This is a genomic window from Bradyrhizobium centrosematis (assembly GCF_045571495.1).
GTDB classification, from domain to species: domain Bacteria; phylum Pseudomonadota; class Alphaproteobacteria; order Rhizobiales; family Xanthobacteraceae; genus Bradyrhizobium; species Bradyrhizobium centrosematis.
The window spans coordinates 3,105,167-3,120,628 of record NZ_CP120703.1; the positions used below are offsets into that span (position 1 = coordinate 3,105,167).

At 64.4% G+C, this 15,462-nt stretch carries 17 protein-coding genes; 9 read left to right on the forward strand and 8 right to left on the reverse strand.

The genetic code is table 11. The annotated features are described in order from the left end of the window. Positions 1-65: 65 nt before the first annotated feature. Positions 66-1,055, forward strand: a complete 990-nt coding sequence (locus tag P6U31_RS14875; RefSeq protein ID WP_407186064.1) for an integrase core domain-containing protein — start codon at positions 66-68, stop codon at positions 1,053-1,055. Positions 1,056-1,235: 180 nt separating this feature from the next. Beyond that, on the forward strand, positions 1,236-2,411 hold the full coding sequence (locus P6U31_RS14880; RefSeq protein WP_407189174.1) for a DUF2336 domain-containing protein: 1,176 nt from the start codon (positions 1,236-1,238) through the stop codon (positions 2,409-2,411). 66 nt (positions 2,412-2,477) lie between these two features. Here P6U31_RS14880 and P6U31_RS14885 read toward each other — a convergent pair whose 3' ends face one another. The 3 genes from P6U31_RS14885 to P6U31_RS14895 form a co-directional block, all read right to left on the reverse strand. Next, positions 2,478-3,056, reverse strand: coding sequence for an Hpt domain-containing protein (locus tag P6U31_RS14885; RefSeq protein ID WP_407189175.1), 579 nt, complete (start codon positions 3,054-3,056; stop codon positions 2,478-2,480). Positions 3,057-3,084: 28 nt separating this feature from the next. After that, positions 3,085-3,630, reverse strand: a complete 546-nt coding sequence (locus P6U31_RS14890) for a response regulator (protein WP_011088265.1) — start codon at positions 3,628-3,630, stop codon at positions 3,085-3,087. 99 nt (positions 3,631-3,729) lie between these two features. Beyond that, positions 3,730-4,509 (reverse strand): NAD kinase, encoded by a 780-nt coding sequence (locus P6U31_RS14895; RefSeq protein WP_407189176.1) that lies wholly within the window; start codon positions 4,507-4,509, stop codon positions 3,730-3,732. Positions 4,510-4,754: 245 nt separating this feature from the next. Between P6U31_RS14895 and P6U31_RS14900 the strand changes: the two genes are divergently transcribed. Beyond that, a complete protein-coding gene (locus tag P6U31_RS14900) occupies positions 4,755-6,323 on the forward strand; it encodes a S10 family peptidase (protein ID WP_407189177.1) in 1,569 nt (522 codons plus the stop codon). Here the strand turns inward: P6U31_RS14900 and P6U31_RS14905 are convergent. Continuing rightward, positions 6,313-7,698 carry a serine hydrolase domain-containing protein gene (locus P6U31_RS14905; protein ID WP_407189178.1) on the reverse strand — a complete coding sequence of 462 codons (1,386 nt, stop codon included), beginning with the start codon at positions 7,696-7,698 and terminating at the stop codon, positions 6,313-6,315. The genes P6U31_RS14900 and P6U31_RS14905 overlap by 11 nt on opposite strands. Positions 7,699-7,806: 108 nt before the next feature. Beyond that, positions 7,807-8,349, reverse strand: coding sequence for a tetratricopeptide repeat protein (locus P6U31_RS14910; RefSeq protein ID WP_407189179.1), 543 nt, complete (start codon positions 8,347-8,349; stop codon positions 7,807-7,809). Positions 8,350-8,599: 250 nt separating this feature from the next. On the opposite strand from P6U31_RS14910, the gene P6U31_RS14915 reads away from it, so the two are divergent. The 4 genes from P6U31_RS14915 (at position 8,600) to P6U31_RS14930 (ending at position 11,116) form a co-directional block, all read left to right on the forward strand. Continuing rightward, positions 8,600-8,983 (forward strand): His-rich protein BRANT, encoded by a 384-nt coding sequence (locus P6U31_RS14915; protein ID WP_407189180.1) that lies wholly within the window; start codon positions 8,600-8,602, stop codon positions 8,981-8,983. A 250-nt stretch (positions 8,984-9,233) separates the two neighbouring features. After that, complete coding sequence (locus tag P6U31_RS14920; RefSeq protein ID WP_407189181.1) at positions 9,234-9,626, forward strand: hypothetical protein; 393 nt, start codon at positions 9,234-9,236, stop codon at positions 9,624-9,626. A 287-nt stretch (positions 9,627-9,913) separates the two neighbouring features. Further along, positions 9,914-10,621 (forward strand): outer membrane protein, encoded by a 708-nt coding sequence (locus tag P6U31_RS14925; RefSeq protein ID WP_407189182.1) that lies wholly within the window; start codon positions 9,914-9,916, stop codon positions 10,619-10,621. 252 nt (positions 10,622-10,873) lie between these two features. Next, positions 10,874-11,116, forward strand: coding sequence for a hypothetical protein (locus P6U31_RS14930; RefSeq protein WP_407189183.1), 243 nt, complete (start codon positions 10,874-10,876; stop codon positions 11,114-11,116). A gap of 26 nt (positions 11,117-11,142) precedes the next feature. Here P6U31_RS14930 and P6U31_RS14935 read toward each other — a convergent pair whose 3' ends face one another. The 3 genes from P6U31_RS14935 to P6U31_RS14945 all read right to left on the reverse strand — a co-directional run bounded on the left by P6U31_RS14935 (position 11,143) and on the right by P6U31_RS14945 (position 12,537). Then, positions 11,143-11,397 carry a hypothetical protein gene (locus P6U31_RS14935; RefSeq protein WP_407189184.1) on the reverse strand — a complete coding sequence of 85 codons (255 nt, stop codon included), beginning with the start codon at positions 11,395-11,397 and terminating at the stop codon, positions 11,143-11,145. A 295-nt stretch (positions 11,398-11,692) separates the two neighbouring features. Further along, positions 11,693-12,067: a hypothetical protein gene (locus tag P6U31_RS14940; RefSeq protein WP_407189185.1), complete on the reverse strand. Its 375-nt coding sequence runs from the start codon at positions 12,065-12,067 to the stop codon at positions 11,693-11,695. A 269-nt stretch (positions 12,068-12,336) separates the two neighbouring features. Further along, positions 12,337-12,537, reverse strand: a complete 201-nt coding sequence (locus tag P6U31_RS14945) for a hypothetical protein (RefSeq protein WP_407189186.1) — start codon at positions 12,535-12,537, stop codon at positions 12,337-12,339. A 249-nt stretch (positions 12,538-12,786) separates the two neighbouring features. Here P6U31_RS14945 and P6U31_RS14950 point away from each other — a divergent pair, with 249 nt between their 5' ends. Further along, on the forward strand, positions 12,787-14,484 hold the full coding sequence (locus tag P6U31_RS14950; protein WP_407189187.1) for a methyl-accepting chemotaxis protein: 1,698 nt from the start codon (positions 12,787-12,789) through the stop codon (positions 14,482-14,484). 248 nt (positions 14,485-14,732) lie between these two features. Continuing rightward, the gene (locus P6U31_RS14955) at positions 14,733-15,452 is read left to right on the forward strand and encodes a class I SAM-dependent methyltransferase (protein ID WP_407189188.1); all 720 of its coding nucleotides are present in this window, start codon (positions 14,733-14,735) and stop codon (positions 15,450-15,452) included. The last annotated feature ends 10 nt before the right edge of the window (positions 15,453-15,462 follow it).

The following is a 15,462-nucleotide window of genomic DNA, read 5'->3' on the forward strand; positions in this document are numbered from 1 at the left end:
TGCGCTCGCAATTGTGCATGTTCACTAATTCGCTGATTGGATCGCTCCAGCGGAGGAACGATCCGATGCGAGACAACAGCTATGACCGAACGGTTGAACGCAACTATCTGCAGAAATGGCGTTTTCTGATTTCAGAGTATGAGGCGGTAAAGGCTGGCCGATCGCCGCTGTTCAAGCGGGTCGGTGACTTTTACCGGCACCACGGGACCTGCTCGCAGACGTTCCGCAAGTATTACAATCGCTATCTGCAGAGCGGCGAGGAAGCGGACCTGCTGCCGCGGCGGCGTGGCCCCAAGTGGCGGGAACGGCGCGAGCCGGAAGGGATCGAGACGGAGATCGTCGCCCATCGCCAGCAGGGGATGAACCGTTATGAGATTCATGCCGTCTTGCGCGAAACGCGCGACACAGTACCTTCGCCGATCACGATCTACCGGGTGCTGAAACGCTACCGTCTGAACCGCCGTACGCCGGCGATGCGTGAGGAGAAACGCCGTATTATCAAGGACAAGCTCGGAGAGCTGGGCCACGTCGATCTGCATCAATTACCGCGCGATATGTTCCTCGCGCCACCCCCGGTCACGGCCTACATCATCAGCCTGATCGACAGCTGCTCGCGTCTGGCCTGGGCAGAGGTCCTGACATCCAAGAAGGCGCTGCCGGTCATGTTCAAGACCCTGAAGATGATCAACACCCTCAACGTCACCTACGGGCTCGTCTTCCAGGAAATCCTGTCTGACAACGGCGCCGAGTTCGCCGCCCGCACCAAGCCGGGCGAGCATCCGTTTGAGGCCATGCTGCTCGAGCTCGGCATCAAACACCGCTACACCAGGCCCTATCGGCCGCAGACCAACGGCAAGGTGGAACGCTTCTGGCGTACCCTCGATGACGACGTCATCGACGGCGCGACCTTCGACAACCTCGACCACTTCGCCAATGAACTGTTCGAGTACCTCGTTTACTACAACAACCACAGACCCCATCAGGCCTTGGCAGGACTAACCCCCAAGGCCTTCGCCGCTACCAAGACCACCGCGATCCAATCAGCGAATTATTGAACATCGACAGCAATGACGGAGGATGGACGGGAACTCCCGTCCCCTCTCTTGTCTGACCTTAATAAATCATCAACAATACCAGCCAGTTATGGTGAACGCTTTGTTAAGCGTCGTGGTTTATTTTGTGTTGCAGGTGACGAGCCGTCGCCATTTTCTTTTGTTGTGTAAGCCGGAAGCAGCATGATTGTTCGGCAGTTCATTAATTGGATCAGGACCGCGCCCGCCGGCGAGCGGGCCGAGGCAACACGGGCGTTAGCCCGGGCCTGGTTGATCTCGGATCTTTCGACAGACGACCGCATCGCAGCCGAGGGCGCGCTTCTGATGTTGCTCGACGATCCCTCGCCGCTGGTACGGCAGGCGATGGCCGAGGCTTTTGCGCGCAGCCCGGATGCGCCGGCATCGATCGTGCGGGCGCTGTCGGCGGACCAGCCGACCGTGGCGCTGCCTGTGCTCGAACATTCCCCGCTCTTGATCGATGCGGATCTCGTCGACATCGTTGCGACCGGAAACGACGACGTGCAATGCGCGGTCGCTCGCCGCATCGCGCTGCCGGCGTCGGTCGGCGCCGCCATTGCCGAAGTCGGCTGTGCGGCGGCCGCGCTGGAGCTGATCGAAAATCCCAACGCCGAGCTGGCGCCGTTCTCCTGGAGTCGCATCGTCGAGCGTCACGGCCATCTCGCCGCGATCCGCGAGGCGATGCTGGTGCTGGATGATCTGCCGTCCGCGACCCGTGCCGCGCTGGTGGCGAAACTCTCCGAGACGCTGGCACAATTCGTCGTGGCGCGGAACTGGCTCAGCGCCGACCGTGCCGACCGCATCACCATCGAGGCGCGCGACCGCTCCACCATCAACATCGCGGCGCGCTCGCGCGGCGAGGACTTGCAGGGGCTGGTGCATCATTTGCGCGTCACCGGCCAGCTGACCGCCGGCCTGATCCTGCGCGCGCTGCTGTCGAGCAATCTCGATCTGTTCGACGCGGCGCTGGCCGAGCTTGCCGATCTGCCGCTGGCGCGCGTCACTGCGCTGCTGCATGACCGCGGCGGGAACAGCCTGCATGCGCTGCTCCGCCGCGCCGGGCTGCCCGAGACGACGTTTGCGGCGTTCCAGGTTGCACTCGAAGCCTGCCATGAGCAGGGCTTTGTCGGCAGCGACGACGGTGCGGCCCGGCTGCGCCGGCGCATGGTCGAGCGTGTGCTCACCCATTGCGAGACCGACCGTGGCGCCACCGAGCCGCTGATGGTCCTGCTGCGCCGCTTCGCCACCGAGTCCGCGCGCGAGGAGGCGCGGCTATTCTGCGACGAGCTGGTCGCGGACGACGCGATCGATCCGGTTTATGATGATCTGATCGCGGCGTAGTTCAAAGTTCGCGAGGGAATCTGGATTGCTTCGCTGCGCTCGCAATGCCGAGGAAAGAGTGAAGCCTTACTCCGACGGCGCGATGCTGGGCGCCAGGATCACCTCGAGATGCTCGGGGCGGTCGCGGTTGACGTCAGCGAGATAGTCGTCGGCGATCTTGCGCAGGCGGCGGCTGAGCTCCGCGGAGACGCTGATGCTGTCGAGCTTGGTGTTCTCGTGGAGGATAGCGAGGATGGCATTGATGTGATGTGTGAACAGCTCGGCCGGCACTTTCGCTAGATCCGGCGCGTGCTCGATCACCCGGCACAGGCTCTCGGCGATTCCGGCTGCCGACGGAAAGCCGAACGTCGCCGCGTCGCCCTTGATGTCGTGGGCGGCGTGGAACAGCTCGTCGCGCCGCTCTTTGGTGAAACCGTCCTTCTGCACGGCGGCCCAGGCCGCGGAGAGCCTGTCGACCTCGATCGCCATCCAGTGCTTGAACTCGCCGGAAAGGCTCGCGAGCGCCTGCTCGGCGCGGCCCACCGGATCGTCCAGGTCCTTCTCCTCGACCCGGCGCAACACCTTCCGCAGCGGATTGGGCTGCGTGATGATTTGATGCGTGGCGAAGGCCTTGACCTCGATGTCCTTTGCGCTGTTCTTCGCCATGATGCCTGCCTCGTCTGAAGACGTTGCGCTAGATGGTGGAGCGGGCCTTGTCGAGCAGCGAGGGCTGCTGCAACACCTCGTGCTTTTCGCCGACGCGGCGCTCGGGGCCCATATAGGCGGAATTGGTGTTGCGGCGCCGGTCCGGCCCGAAATAGGTCTTGGTCTTGATGAAGGGGCGGGGATTGGCGACCACATTGAGGATGCGCTGATAGAGCCCCTTGGCCGAGATCGGCTTGGCCAAGAATTCGGTGACGCCGGCATCGCGCGCCACGGTGACGCGGCGCTTCTCGGAATGCCCGGTCAGCATGATGATCGGCGCGTAAGGGTTGCCCTTTGATTCCGGCTGCCGGATCATCTGCGCAAGCTCGAGTCCGTCGAAGATCGGCATGGCCCAATCGGTGATGACGATGTCGGGCACGTAATGGCTGTACATCTCGAGCGCGGTCGCGCCGTCTTCGGCCTCATAGACCTCGCGCGCGCCGAACGAATGCAGCAGCGTCCGCAGGATGCGGCGCATGTGCGGATTGTCGTCGCAGACGAGGAAGCGCAGCTTGTTGAAGTCGATACGGAACATGACGCCCGGGCCAAAGCGGTCAACCTTCGTTAACCATATCGTGGCGGGGGTTAACGAAGGGTTGCGAGTGAGGCGACGGCGGCGGGCGGGGCGGCGGTTTCAGTAGCCGAACTGCTCACGCAGGATACGCTCTTCCAGGCTGTGGCCGGGATCGAACAGCATGCGCATCGAGATGGTCTTGTCGGACAAGACCTCGACCCGGCGGACGTCGCGCACCTCGTCGTGGTCGGCCACCGCCGCCACGGGGCGCTTGTCGCCCTCCAGCACCTCGATCACGACATAGGCGGTGTTGGGGAGCAGCGCGCCGCGCCAGCGGCGCGGGCGGAAGGCGCTGATCGGAGTCAGCGCCAGCAGCGCGGCGTTGATCGGGAGGATCGGTCCCTGGGCTGAGAGATTGTAGGCGGTCGAGCCGGCCGGCGTTGCCACCATGATGCCGTCGGCGATCAGCTCGGCCATGCGCTCGCGCTCGTCGATCATGATCCGCAGGCGCGCCGCCTGGTAGGTCTGCCGGAACAGGGCGACCTCGTTGATGGCGTGATGCAGATGGACGCGGTCGTTCACGTCGGTCGCGCGCATCAGAAGCGGATTGATCTCGGATTCATGCGCCGCCTCGAGACGCGCGCGCAGGTCGTGCGTCGAGTACTCGTTCATCAGAAAGCCGACGGTGCCGCGATGCATGCCGTAGATCGGCTTACCCGTGTGCATGTTCTGGTGCAGCGTCTGCAGCATCAAGCCGTCGCCACCCAGTGCGACCACGATGTCGGCGTCCTTCGGGTCGCAATTGCCATAGTCCCTGGTGAGCTGGCCGAAGGCGGCCTGCGCCTCGCTGCTCGGGCTGGCGACGAAGGCGATCCGGTCGTATCGCGAGGGCTTGGTCATGGGCTTCCAGGCAGCTGCCGCTGGCTCGAGTAAGTTCCGCCGGGCTCGTCTATACGACCTGGGGCTCCATTGTCGAGGATGACCGCCTCTCAAGGGAAACGGGCCATTCTCGATCCAGAGAACAAAACGGGTCGATTTGGGCCAGCTCGGGCTCCTTCGCGCGCCATCGTGATCCCGCAAACCGTCGCAATTCCTCGCTAGCTGGGGTGGGCATCGGCTATTACAGCCGGGCAGGGAGAACGACCATGCTCGCGATCTTGCCGACGCTGCGACGAACCGGGCTCGTGCTGGCCGTGTCTGCGCTCGCGCTCGCGAGCATTGCGCGCGCGGAGGATCAGCCGCAGCCGCGCTCGGAGACGGCCTCGCCAGCGGGACAGAAAGGTGGGCGCGCCGGCAACGCGCAAAGTGCGGCGCAGGCATCGCCCTCGGTCGCCGAGCCGCACCGCCTCCCGCCGGATTCGACCACCCGGCAGACGCTCGATCTGCCCGGCCGGACGCTCAACTTCGCGGCTACCGCTGGCTCCATCCGTGTGTTCGATGGCAAGGGCGAGCCGCTGGCCGACATCGCTTACACCTCTTATCAGCTCGACGGCGCCGACCGCGCCACGCGCCCGGTCACGTTCCTGTTCAATGGCGGGCCCGGCGCGTCCTCGGCCTGGCTCCAGTTCGGCGCCGCCGGTCCGTGGCGGCTGCCGCTGGACGGCGAGGCGCTGTCGCCATCGGCCTCGCCCGAGGTGAAGCCGAATGCGGAGACCTGGCTCGACTTCACCGATCTCGTCTTCATCGATCCCGTCAGCACCGGCTACAGCCGCTTCGTCGCGAGCGGCGAGGAGGCGCGCAAATCGTTCTACTCCGTCGATGGCGACGTCAACGCGATCGCGCTTGTGATCCGCCGCTGGCTCGAGAAGCACGACCGGCTGACCTCGCCGAAATACGTCGCGGGCGAGAGCTATGGCGGCATTCGCGGACCGAAGGTGGTGCGCCAGTTGCAACTCCAGCACGGCGTCGGCGTCAGGGGCCTCATCCTGGTCTCGCCGCTGCTCGATTTCCGCGAGTTCACCGGCACCAGCCTCCTGCAATATGTCGCGACGCTGCCGAGCTATGTGGCGGTGGCGCGCCAAGCCAAAGGGCCGGTCAAGCGCGCCGATCTCGCCGACGTCGAAGCTTACGCGCGCGGCGAATTCCTGGCCGACCTCGTCAGGGGCGAGGCGGACAAGGAGGCAACCAATCGTCTGGCCGACAAGGTCGCCGAGCTGACCGGCATCGACCAGGCGGTGAGCCGCCGGCTCGCCGGCCGCTTCGACGTCGGCGAATTCCGCCGCGAATTCGACCGCAAGAACGGCAAGGTGACGGGGCGTTACGACGGCTCCGTGCGCGGCTTCGATCCCTATCCGGATTCGAGCAGCTCGCGGTTCGGCGATCCCTCAGGCGATGCGCTCCAGGCGCCACTGACGAGCGCTGCGGTCGACCTGCTCGCGCGCAAGCTCAACTGGCGGCCCGACGGCTCCTATGAAGTTCTGAACGGCAGCGTGGAAGGTCACTGGGATTTCGGCCGCGGCATCAACCCGCCGCAGTCGGTGTCCGAGCTGCGCCAGATCCTCGCCACCGATGCCAAGTTGAACGTGCTGGTCGCGCATGGCCTGTTCGACCTTGCCACGCCCTATTTCGGAACGAGGCGGGTGCTCGATCAGCTGCCGGCCTTCGTGACTGAGCGGGTGAAGTTCGTGGTCTATCCCGGCGGCCACATGTTCTATTCACAAGACGGCTCGCGGCAAGCGTTTCGTAGCGAGGTCGAGGCGCTCGTCAGGGAGTAGGGCGCCGCTTGCGCCGTGGATAGCGTCGCGCGATTTCGCGCGCCACGACGCGCTCCGGCTTCACGTTTGCGCCCGCGATCCAGATGTCGCTGACCTTGCCGCGCTTGTCGCGGATGCGACGCACCGGCTCGCCGTGGCTGGAATAGCCTGCGGCCCAGGCCAGCCTGCCGGTGTCGCGGCCGGTGACCTCGATCTCGGCGGCATCCATGAACGGGTTGTTGAACTGCGGATTGGCGACGAGCACGCGGTTGCCTGCGGGGACGAGGTCGGTCGCGCCCCAGATCGTCCACCAGCGCCCGGTCCAGTCGCGCACGCGCCGGTCCGGTGCGCCGCGGGTCTGGAAGACGCGCAGGATCTGCATTGCGCCGTCCATCCAGAACGGTGCCGCGCCGTCGATCGAGTTGCTGAGGATGCTGATTGCAAGCTCGCAAGCGGGAATGGAGCAGGTCCGCGAGATATAGCCCTGGAAACCGCCGCCATGGCCGAACCAGTCCCAGCCATCGGTCTTGCCGGCATTGACGCCCAAGCCATAATGGGCCTCGAAGCTCTGCGGGATGCGCCAATGGTTTCGCGTCATCTCGCGGCGGCTCGCGACTGACAGCACGCTCTTCTTCGCATTGGGCGCCAGCTGCGCGAAGAAGCGGGCGGTGTCGGCGGCGGTGGCGACGAAGCCTGCGGCAGATGCCATTGCGTGTGCGGGATTGTCACCCGGGATCACACAGCGCTCGCCAAACGGCACCTTTCGCGTGTGGCCGCGCGCGAACGCTGCGCCCTTGGGAAGCGGTGCGTCCGGCTCCGTCTCGCGCAGGCCGGCCGGTGCAATGATCTCTCGCTTGATCCAAACCGAGTAGGGCTCCTTCGCAATCGCCTCGATCACGAGGCCGAGCAGGCCAAAGCCGTGATTGGAATATTTGAAGCGGGTGCCGGGCTCGATCGCAGTCGGCAACTTCAATTCTGCCAGCAACTCCTTCGCGTTGAGATAGGGACGGCTGTCGATGAACTGGCCGGAATCGGCGCCGTCGCGCGTCAGCCCCGCGCTGTGCGACAGCGCTTGTGCGATCGTGGTTTCGGCGACGTGCGGATGCAGGCCGCCGACATATTGGCCGACCGTATCGTCGAGCCGAAGCTTGCGCTGCTCGCGCAGCTTCATGACGCCGGCCGAGGTGAAGCTCTTGGAATGGGAGGCGATCCGGAAGCGGTGACGCGGGGTGAGCTTCTCGCCGGTGTCGAGATTGGCGAGGCCGAACGCATGCTCGGCGACGATCTCGCCGCGATGGGCGAACGCAACGATGACGCCTGGCTGCTGGATTGTCGTCAGTTGGAATTCGATCCAAGGGACCATGTAGTCGATCGCCGATCGCAGCCATTTATCCATTGCACACCGATTTGCGGGGGAGAGTGGTGCTTAGAGGCTAGCCGAGAAAGCGGAACGGGCACAACCCAAAGGTTGTGCCCGCTCGCTTTGTTCGAAATTGCGGTGTGGTCAGTAGACCAGCGTCGCGCCGGTCGGCTTGTCGAGCGCTGCGGCGAGCGACCGATACTCGGAGCTGTCGGTGCCGGCGAGCGCGGCGATCTTGCCCAGATGATACTGGGCCTGTTCGCGGTTGCCCTGCTCGAGCTGCCAGAGGCCGTAATACTGCCAGGTGCGGACGTGGTTCGGATCGTCCTTCAGCGCCAGCTCGTAATAGGCCTTCGACGACTGGTAGTCGCCGAGCTTGCGATAGGAGTAGCCGATCAGATTGGCGACGTCGGCGACGTCGTCGCGCTTGAGCGACTTCAACTGATCGATCGCGCTGGTGTAGTCCTGCTTGTCGTAGATCGCCGTGTAGGCGGTGCGATAGGCGGCGAGGAATTTGGGATCGCTGACGGAAGAGCTCTTCTTCTTGCCCTTCTTGGACGAGGAGTCCGACTTCGGCGGCGACGAGGGCTCGTCGCTGCCGGCGGCATAGGCGCTGGACAGCACCGGGGCGGCCGCCAGCGACATGGCGACCAGTCCCGGCAAGACAAGCATTGAGAGTTTGCGCATCTAATTTCTCCCGTATGGAACGTGGCGATCCTACACGATTGCCCGAAGACCGGAACACCCGCCCGGCAAAAACATTCCCGCATCGCACGATCCGTTTGCCCGCTTCCAGATGACAAACTTGTCATCGAGATGAACGGAAGCCTGCAACCGGCTTCAGACTGGGTTCAGTGCGCTGCTCCTAGGCTCCCACCTACGATCGAAGAGTTGGCGAGAGGGCGCCGCCTCAAGATCCTTCCAAGAGGAGACCACCATGCTGAAGACCATTTCCGCAGCCTTGCTCGCAGCTTCCGTCATCGCAGCCCCGGCCTTCGCTGCCGAGACCGGCAAGACCACCACGACGACGCCAGTGATCAAGGCGGACCAGAGCCAGACCAAATCCTCGACCACCGCCGCGAAGCCGGACGCCGGCGTCAAGGCCAATACCAAGGCTTCCGAAACCAAGCCTGCCGACGTCAAGGCGGACGCCAAGGTGGATACCAAGTCGAAGGCGATGAATGCCAACGCGGCGGTGACGCCGGACGAGCACAAGACGGTGCGTACGCATCGCCATCACCACAAGCATCTTTCGGCTAAGAAGGCGCAGAAGGCGCAGCCGGATCTGACCAAGCCGGCAACCACCGAGAAGCGCAGCTAACGACTGATCCTGCGCGGCGGCATTCCAAGCATTGCCCGCCGCCGCGTCAGGACCTCAGGCCCGGCCCGCCGTCTCGGCGCCTTGTGCGAAAGCGCAGACGCCGGCGGCGGGGCGGTGCGTTGATCGAAAGGCTGGGCGGATGCGAATTCCCTTTGCGCAACCTAGCGGCTAGAACGTCTCCGAGTCTGATCGAGCGGAGAGCGGACCTGTGGGGCGATTGGCGAAACGTACGGCACGCTTGGCATTGATCATGGCCCTGCCGCTGGCGCTTGCGGCATGTTTCGGTAGCGATGGTGACCGTCCAACGTTCATCGGCGGGACCCAGGCCGGAGGACCGCAGCCATTTCCCGATAATTTCCGCAGCGATACGCTGGCCCTGATGCGCACCTATCTGAACAATCCGGTCGGTGTGCGCGAAGCCAGCATGGCCGAGCCGGTTCAGCGCGAGGTCGGTGGCCGGCAGTTCTACGTGAGCTGCCTGCACTTCACCCCGCGCGAGACCGACGGCAGCTACAAGGCGATGCGTGAGCGCGCCGTGATCTTCGTCAACGGGCGAGGCGATCGCGTCGTCGACCGGACGAGCGAGCTCTGCGCAGGTGCGGTTTACACACCCTTTCCGGAACTGGAAAAGATGACGCGGTGAGGCAAAGCCCACCTTCACCGCCGCCTGCTAGAACGAAGGCTGCTGGAGCGGCCGGATCACATTTCGGCGAGCTTTGAACGGGGCGGCTTGGTGTTGCGACAAATTGTTACGGCAGGTCTCGCGCAGGCGACAAAAACAGTCGGCGCACGGGCGAGTGACGGAACAAAATCGCGATGTTGCCACCCCGTCACAGTAACGAACGATCAACGTTCCGGCACCGCCGCGAAGCAACCCAATTCACGCCACGTTGTTTCCTGAGTGTTGTAAATGAAAGAACGGGGATGATCATGAAATCGACTTTGCTGGGTGCAGCCGCTCTGCTTGCGCTGGCCGCGCCGGCCGCAGCTGCGGATATGCAGCCGCGCACCTACACCAAGGCTCCCGCCTATACGCCGCCGCAGGTGATCTACAATTGGACCGGTTTCTACATTGGTGGCCATGTCGGCGGCGCGTTTGCCGGCGACAGCAGTTTCCAGTCCAGCGACGCCCGCTTCCTGGGCGGCGTGCAGGGCGGCTTCGACTACCAGTTCGCACCGAATTGGGTGGTGGGTATCGAGGCCCAGTATTCCTGGCTGCCGACCAACAATAACGGTGTCACGTTCCCGCTGGGCACGCAGGTGACCTCCAACACCGACCAGCTCGGGTCGGTGACCGGTCGCATCGGCTACACCTGGGGTCCGACGCTGCTCTACGCCAAGGGCGGTTACGCCTGGCGTAATGGCGGCCTGGGTGTCAACGTCGCCGGCGTGCCGCAGACCTTCACCGCCACCGGCAACAACAAGGATGGCTATACCGTCGGCGCCGGCCTCGAATACATGTTCGCGCCGAACTGGTCGGCCAAGGCCGAGTACCAGTACTACAATTTCGGCAGCACCACCTTCACCTCCGGTCCGGCCGACATCGTCGGCGTCCGCGGCCGGGAGGACGAGCATACCGTCAAGGTCGGTGTGAACTACCGCTTCGGCTGGGGCGGGCCGGCAGCCTCGCGCTACTGACCCCTCCACCGCGGTCACGCTCTGACAAAGGCCGGCTCCGCCGGCCTTTTGTTTGTGGGGCTGACTTGCCGCCGGCCCGGGGTTTGCAATGCGTGAACCATCTGGCGCGCCATTTGCAAGCAAACATTCCGGAGCGCGCCTTCTCACGCGCGTCATGGGACTTGGGTAAAGCAAAAATAATTTTTGCCGCTTACGGAACTCGCGCTCCGGAACGCGTTATATGAGAATTACCGGGCAGGTGGGACGACGGACATGCGTATCTTGGTGTCGGCGGTGGTGTTCTCGTGCTTGTTCTGCCTGCCGTGCTCTGCACAGACAATCCTCAAATCCGAGCCTCTGATGTTGGCACCTTACGAGGTGGCTTTCGTCAAGGATGCGTCCTGTTCGTCGGGCAAAGTGCTGAAGGTGACCGGCGCCATCCGCGGGCTGCACCGCCGTAAGGCCTGCGTGGCCATGCCGGGCGAGCAGGCGTCGCTTGCGGCCGCCACGCCCTGACCATTTTGCGGCTTTCGCCGGCGTCTTCAGGAATTCAGCTCAAGCTCCATCCTGGACTGGCGGTCGGCCTCGGCCTTGTTCTTTGCGGGGTCCTCGCCCTGCGCTGCCTGGCAAGGCGCAATTTCGTAGTCGTTGTCCAGCACCCGGCGTGGCCCCGGCCGCTCATCGTCCGCCATGACATCGACGACGAGACCACTCCGCTGTGCGAGTTTCCAGACGTCGGCCTCGCTCGGATAGGCCTTGCTGATCTGGGCGTCGTTGCAGAACAGGGCGTAGGGCATTCTTACCGCTCCAAAACTGCCAATTAACGAGCTTGTGGGGTAAGGGGTTCCGGTCGGCGACCGATCACGGAGCCGTGATCGGTGGACAGGGCCCTGAGTCCTTAACGAGTCCTGAATCCGGGAAAAAAGAATCCCTGGGACTCGTTGGCCGGAATCAGCGGATGTTTTCCGCCATGACGAGCGACCTCAAGACCTCCTGCGGGCACATGCTCCTGCCTCTGACGCTGGCGCTATTCGGCGCCTGCGCGGCCAATCTTTGGCTGGTCTGGTCCTGGCTTTAGGCCTCTGGGGAGGCTCACTTTTTCGCCAAGAGCCCAGGGGCGTCGCGGATGGCGGCGCGCAATTTCGTCAGGGTTGCGGCACAATATTCCTCCCGCTCGCGCTCGAACCGCTCCTGATGCCTGCGGAAATTGGCGATTCGGGCCTGCATTTCGGCGCGGAAATCTCCGCCCGCCCGTGGTGGCGCAAGAGGCGTGGGCAGGGGCGGCACGGAAGCTTGCGTCGGCTCGATCTCGACCGTGACGGCCTCGACGGCGACAAGCTCGGTCGCGCGGATCGGCGCTACCGTCGCCTTCTCCGGCTGAAGGACATCATCCTTTCTGCCGGTTACCGATTGGACGAAGGCCAGTGTCTGCGCGAACAGTGCGTCGCGCTCCCTGATCCATTTCATGATCCACCTCAGCGAAACCTCATTCCAGCAAAGCGGCCGCGACGAATCAAGGAGGTTCACAAGGGATTGCATATTTTTCCCGGTCGGCCGACAGTGGGCAGATGGATGCCGGAAAAGAACGGTCAGACGAGGTGGAGGGGCTGAGGCTCATCCGCGCGTTCCTGTCGCTACCGCCCGATAAGCGGGCGGAGGTGATCGCGTTCGTGGAGGAATTGGCCCGTGTCCATGGCCGGCCCGAGGAGGGCACGAAGGTATCGCCGAGGTGACCGCTATCGCTCGCGCGGATTGACGTTGGGCTCGAACGGCGCGCCGACCACCCGGACGGGTGTCTGAACCGCCGTTCGGGGAAGGTCGACGGCCGGCCGCTCGGCGCCCAGCCTTGCGGGAGCCCGCGCAAGCATTGGCTCAAGCAGCGTCAATGTGCCGGCCACGGTGCCACAGCACAGCGTCACCGTCGCCAGCAAAAACATGTTTCGGTTTTCTTCCCTGATCCGCATGCGCCGACAACGGCCGGCGCCGGGTTGCGGTTCCGGAAGCGGCGATCAGGATCGGCCCTGAGCGAAAACGGGCTGAAGCTTACGCGAGGCTTACGCCGAAGCGCGAAAGGGTTAGTTTTCCGTAAGACTACTCAGATCATTTGGGGTAAATTTTAACGTCCACCACTTCCAATGCCCAATACCGGGATTATGCGTCGGCAGAACCATCATTGGGCGGTGGAAATGAGCTTTTTGAACAATTTGAAAATCGTGTGGAAGGTCGCGCTGATCGTGACCGTGATGGGGTGTGCGATGATCGGCGTCGCGACCTTCGGTGTGCGCGAGTTGTCCGCGACCATCGATGGCTTCGGCGAACTCGCCGCCGCGCAATCTTCCGCCCTCAGCCTCGCGCGCGTCCAGCGCCGCACGGAAACCTATCATGCTGCGCTCTACGCCATCTTCACCGAGGCGACGGAGGCCGGCAATGTCGCCCGCCTGAAAACTGCGAACCAGAATCGCGACGAGATCCGTCAATATCTGGACGCGGCGGAGCAGGATGATCCGTCACGCGCGAGCCAGATCAAGAGCATCGGTGACCAGTTGAAGGCGGCCTTCGCAGGCTGTGATCCGGTGCTGAAGGCTGGATCGCAGGCCAGCAGCACGGAAGAGAATGCCAAGGCCGCCGACCGGGCGCACAAGGAGTGCGATCCGTTGCTCGATGCAGCCCTGGCCCGCATCGCCAGTTTCACCACCGAGACCGCGCAGCTGGTTGCCAAGCGCAAGGACGCCATCAACCGCGACGCCCACGCCGCGACCTGGACCGTGATCGGCGTCAGCGCCGGCGGCCTCGTCCTGGGCATCATGATCGCGCTGTTCATCGGTCTCAAGGCAATGTCGCAGCCGATCGCCCGGCTCAAGCTCGCCATGGAGGGACTTGCCCGCAACGATCTCAGCACCGAGGTGCCCGAGAAGGACCGGCGCGACGAGATCGGCGACATGGCCAAGACCGTCGAAGTGTTCAAGACCAACGGTCTCGAGGTCGAGCGCCTTAAGGCTGCGCAGCTCGAAGCGGAGAAGCAGGCGGCCGAGCGGCGCCGCCGGGATATGGTCGACCTGGCCGACAGTTTCGAACGTGCAGTCGGCGAGATCATCGAGACGGTCGGATCCGCGTCCACCGAGCTCGAAGCGTCATCCTCGACGCTGGCCACCACCGCGCAGCGCGCGCAGGAGCTGACCTCGCTCGTTGCGGTCGCCTCCGGCGAAGCCACCGGCAATGTGCAATCGGTCGCGACCGCCACGGAGGAGCTGTCCTCGTCGGTCAACGAGATCAGCCGGCAGGTGCAGGAATCCGCGCGGATGGCGGGTGAGGCCGTCGCCCAGGCCCGCACCACGACGGAACGGGTCAGCGAGCTCTCGGTCGCGGCGACGCGGATCGGCGACGTCGTCGAGCTGATCAACACCATTGCCGGTCAGACCAACCTCTTGGCGCTCAACGCCACGATTGAGGCGGCACGCGCCGGCGAGGCCGGCCGCGGCTTCGCCGTCGTCGCCTCCGAGGTGAAGACGCTCGCCGAGCAGACCGCGAAAGCGACCGGCGAGATCAGCCAGCAGATCACCGGGATCCAGACCGCGACGCAGGAATCCGTCAACGCGATCCGCGACATCTCCGTGACCATCGAGCGGCTGTCGGAAGTGTCTTCGACCATTGCCGCGGCGGTCGAGGAGCAGGGCGCCGCGACCCAGGAGATCTCGCGCAACGTGCAGCAGGCCGCTCACGGCACCCAGCAGGTCTCCTCGAACATCACCGACGTGCAGCGCGGCGCGGCCGAGACCGGGTCGGCTTCCTCGCAGGTGCTCTCGACCGCCAAGATGCTGGCGACCGACAGCAACCGGCTGAAGGATGAGGTCGGAAAATTCTTGCGGACGGTGCGCACGGCGTAAGCCCGCGCGCCGGCGCCCGTCTGCCGCGGCCTCGGTCACGCCAGCAGGAAACCGAGCACGATCACCAGCAGCATGGCCGTCATGACGACGGCCGTCGCCGCGCCGGCGATGATCCTGGACTTCTCTTTGGCGGTGGTCGGGCGCATGGCATGCGCAGGCTACCTCATATTGAACTCTGATCCAATCTGTGGTCAGTAACCGCGCCCGCGACGCGCGCGGTCAAACCTCCGTTCCGGAAGGTCGCTCCCATGAACGAGGACGTCAGCCATGGCTGGGCCGCGTCCGCGGCCGCATGGATCGTCGAGCAAGGACAAGACGGCGACTATGGCCGTCGCTTCGTGCTCGATGCGCCGATGCTTGCGCGGATCGAAGGCCGCGGCTTCCGCAATGCGCTCGATGTCGGCTGTGGGGAGGGGCGCTTCTGCCGCATCATGCAGCGCGCTGGCATCCGCACCACCGGCATCGAACCAACCGAGGCGCTGCTCGCGCGCGCCAGGGAAATTGATCCCGATGGCGACTATCGGTTCGGCCGCGCCGAGATGATGGACATCGAGGCCTCCTACGATCTCGTCGTCAGCTATCTCAGCCTGATCGACATGCCTGATCTCGGCGCAGCGATCGCCAGGATGGTGGCGGCGTTGCGGCCGGGCGGCACGCTTCTGATCGCCAACCTGACCAGTTTCAACACCGCCGGCCAGCCCGGCGGCTGGACGTGCGATCATGAGGGCATCCCGCGCTTTGCGATCGACCATTACATGGAGGAGCGGCCGATCTGGTTGAGCTGGCGCGGCATCCGGATCCAGAACTGGCACCGTCCGCTCAGCAGCTACATGACGCTGCTGCTCGATCACGGGCTCCAGCTGCGCCTGTTCAGCGAGCCGCAACCGACGGGCGGCACTCCCGAGCAAATCGCCCGCCATCGACGCGTGCCCTACTTCCACATTATGGAGTGGCAGAAGCCGGCTTGAGCGGTGGCGG

Excerpts from the sequence above, each read along its gene's own strand:
- P6U31_RS14875 (WP_407186064.1), top strand. The coding sequence starts at position 66 with ATGCGAGACAACAGCTATGACCGAACGGTTGAACGCAACTATCTGCAG.
- P6U31_RS14880 (WP_407189174.1), top strand. The coding sequence starts at position 1,236 with ATGATTGTTCGGCAGTTCATTAATTGGATCAGGACCGCGCCCGCCGGC.
- P6U31_RS14885 (WP_407189175.1), bottom strand. The coding sequence starts at position 3,056 with ATGGCGAAGAACAGCGCAAAGGACATCGAGGTCAAGGCCTTCGCCACG.
- P6U31_RS14890 (WP_011088265.1), bottom strand. The coding sequence starts at position 3,630 with ATGTTCCGTATCGACTTCAACAAGCTGCGCTTCCTCGTCTGCGACGAC.
- P6U31_RS14895 (WP_407189176.1), bottom strand. The coding sequence starts at position 4,509 with ATGACCAAGCCCTCGCGATACGACCGGATCGCCTTCGTCGCCAGCCCG.
- P6U31_RS14900 (WP_407189177.1), top strand. The coding sequence starts at position 4,755 with ATGCTCGCGATCTTGCCGACGCTGCGACGAACCGGGCTCGTGCTGGCC.
- P6U31_RS14905 (WP_407189178.1), bottom strand. The coding sequence starts at position 7,698 with ATGGATAAATGGCTGCGATCGGCGATCGACTACATGGTCCCTTGGATC.
- P6U31_RS14910 (WP_407189179.1), bottom strand. The coding sequence starts at position 8,349 with ATGCGCAAACTCTCAATGCTTGTCTTGCCGGGACTGGTCGCCATGTCG.
- P6U31_RS14915 (WP_407189180.1), top strand. The coding sequence starts at position 8,600 with ATGCTGAAGACCATTTCCGCAGCCTTGCTCGCAGCTTCCGTCATCGCA.
- P6U31_RS14920 (WP_407189181.1), top strand. The coding sequence starts at position 9,234 with ATGGCCCTGCCGCTGGCGCTTGCGGCATGTTTCGGTAGCGATGGTGAC.
- P6U31_RS14925 (WP_407189182.1), top strand. The coding sequence starts at position 9,914 with ATGAAATCGACTTTGCTGGGTGCAGCCGCTCTGCTTGCGCTGGCCGCG.
- P6U31_RS14930 (WP_407189183.1), top strand. The coding sequence starts at position 10,874 with ATGCGTATCTTGGTGTCGGCGGTGGTGTTCTCGTGCTTGTTCTGCCTG.
- P6U31_RS14935 (WP_407189184.1), bottom strand. The coding sequence starts at position 11,397 with ATGCCCTACGCCCTGTTCTGCAACGACGCCCAGATCAGCAAGGCCTAT.
- P6U31_RS14940 (WP_407189185.1), bottom strand. The coding sequence starts at position 12,067 with ATGAAATGGATCAGGGAGCGCGACGCACTGTTCGCGCAGACACTGGCC.
- P6U31_RS14945 (WP_407189186.1), bottom strand. The coding sequence starts at position 12,537 with ATGTTTTTGCTGGCGACGGTGACGCTGTGCTGTGGCACCGTGGCCGGC.
- P6U31_RS14950 (WP_407189187.1), top strand. The coding sequence starts at position 12,787 with ATGAGCTTTTTGAACAATTTGAAAATCGTGTGGAAGGTCGCGCTGATC.
- P6U31_RS14955 (WP_407189188.1), top strand. The coding sequence starts at position 14,733 with ATGAACGAGGACGTCAGCCATGGCTGGGCCGCGTCCGCGGCCGCATGG.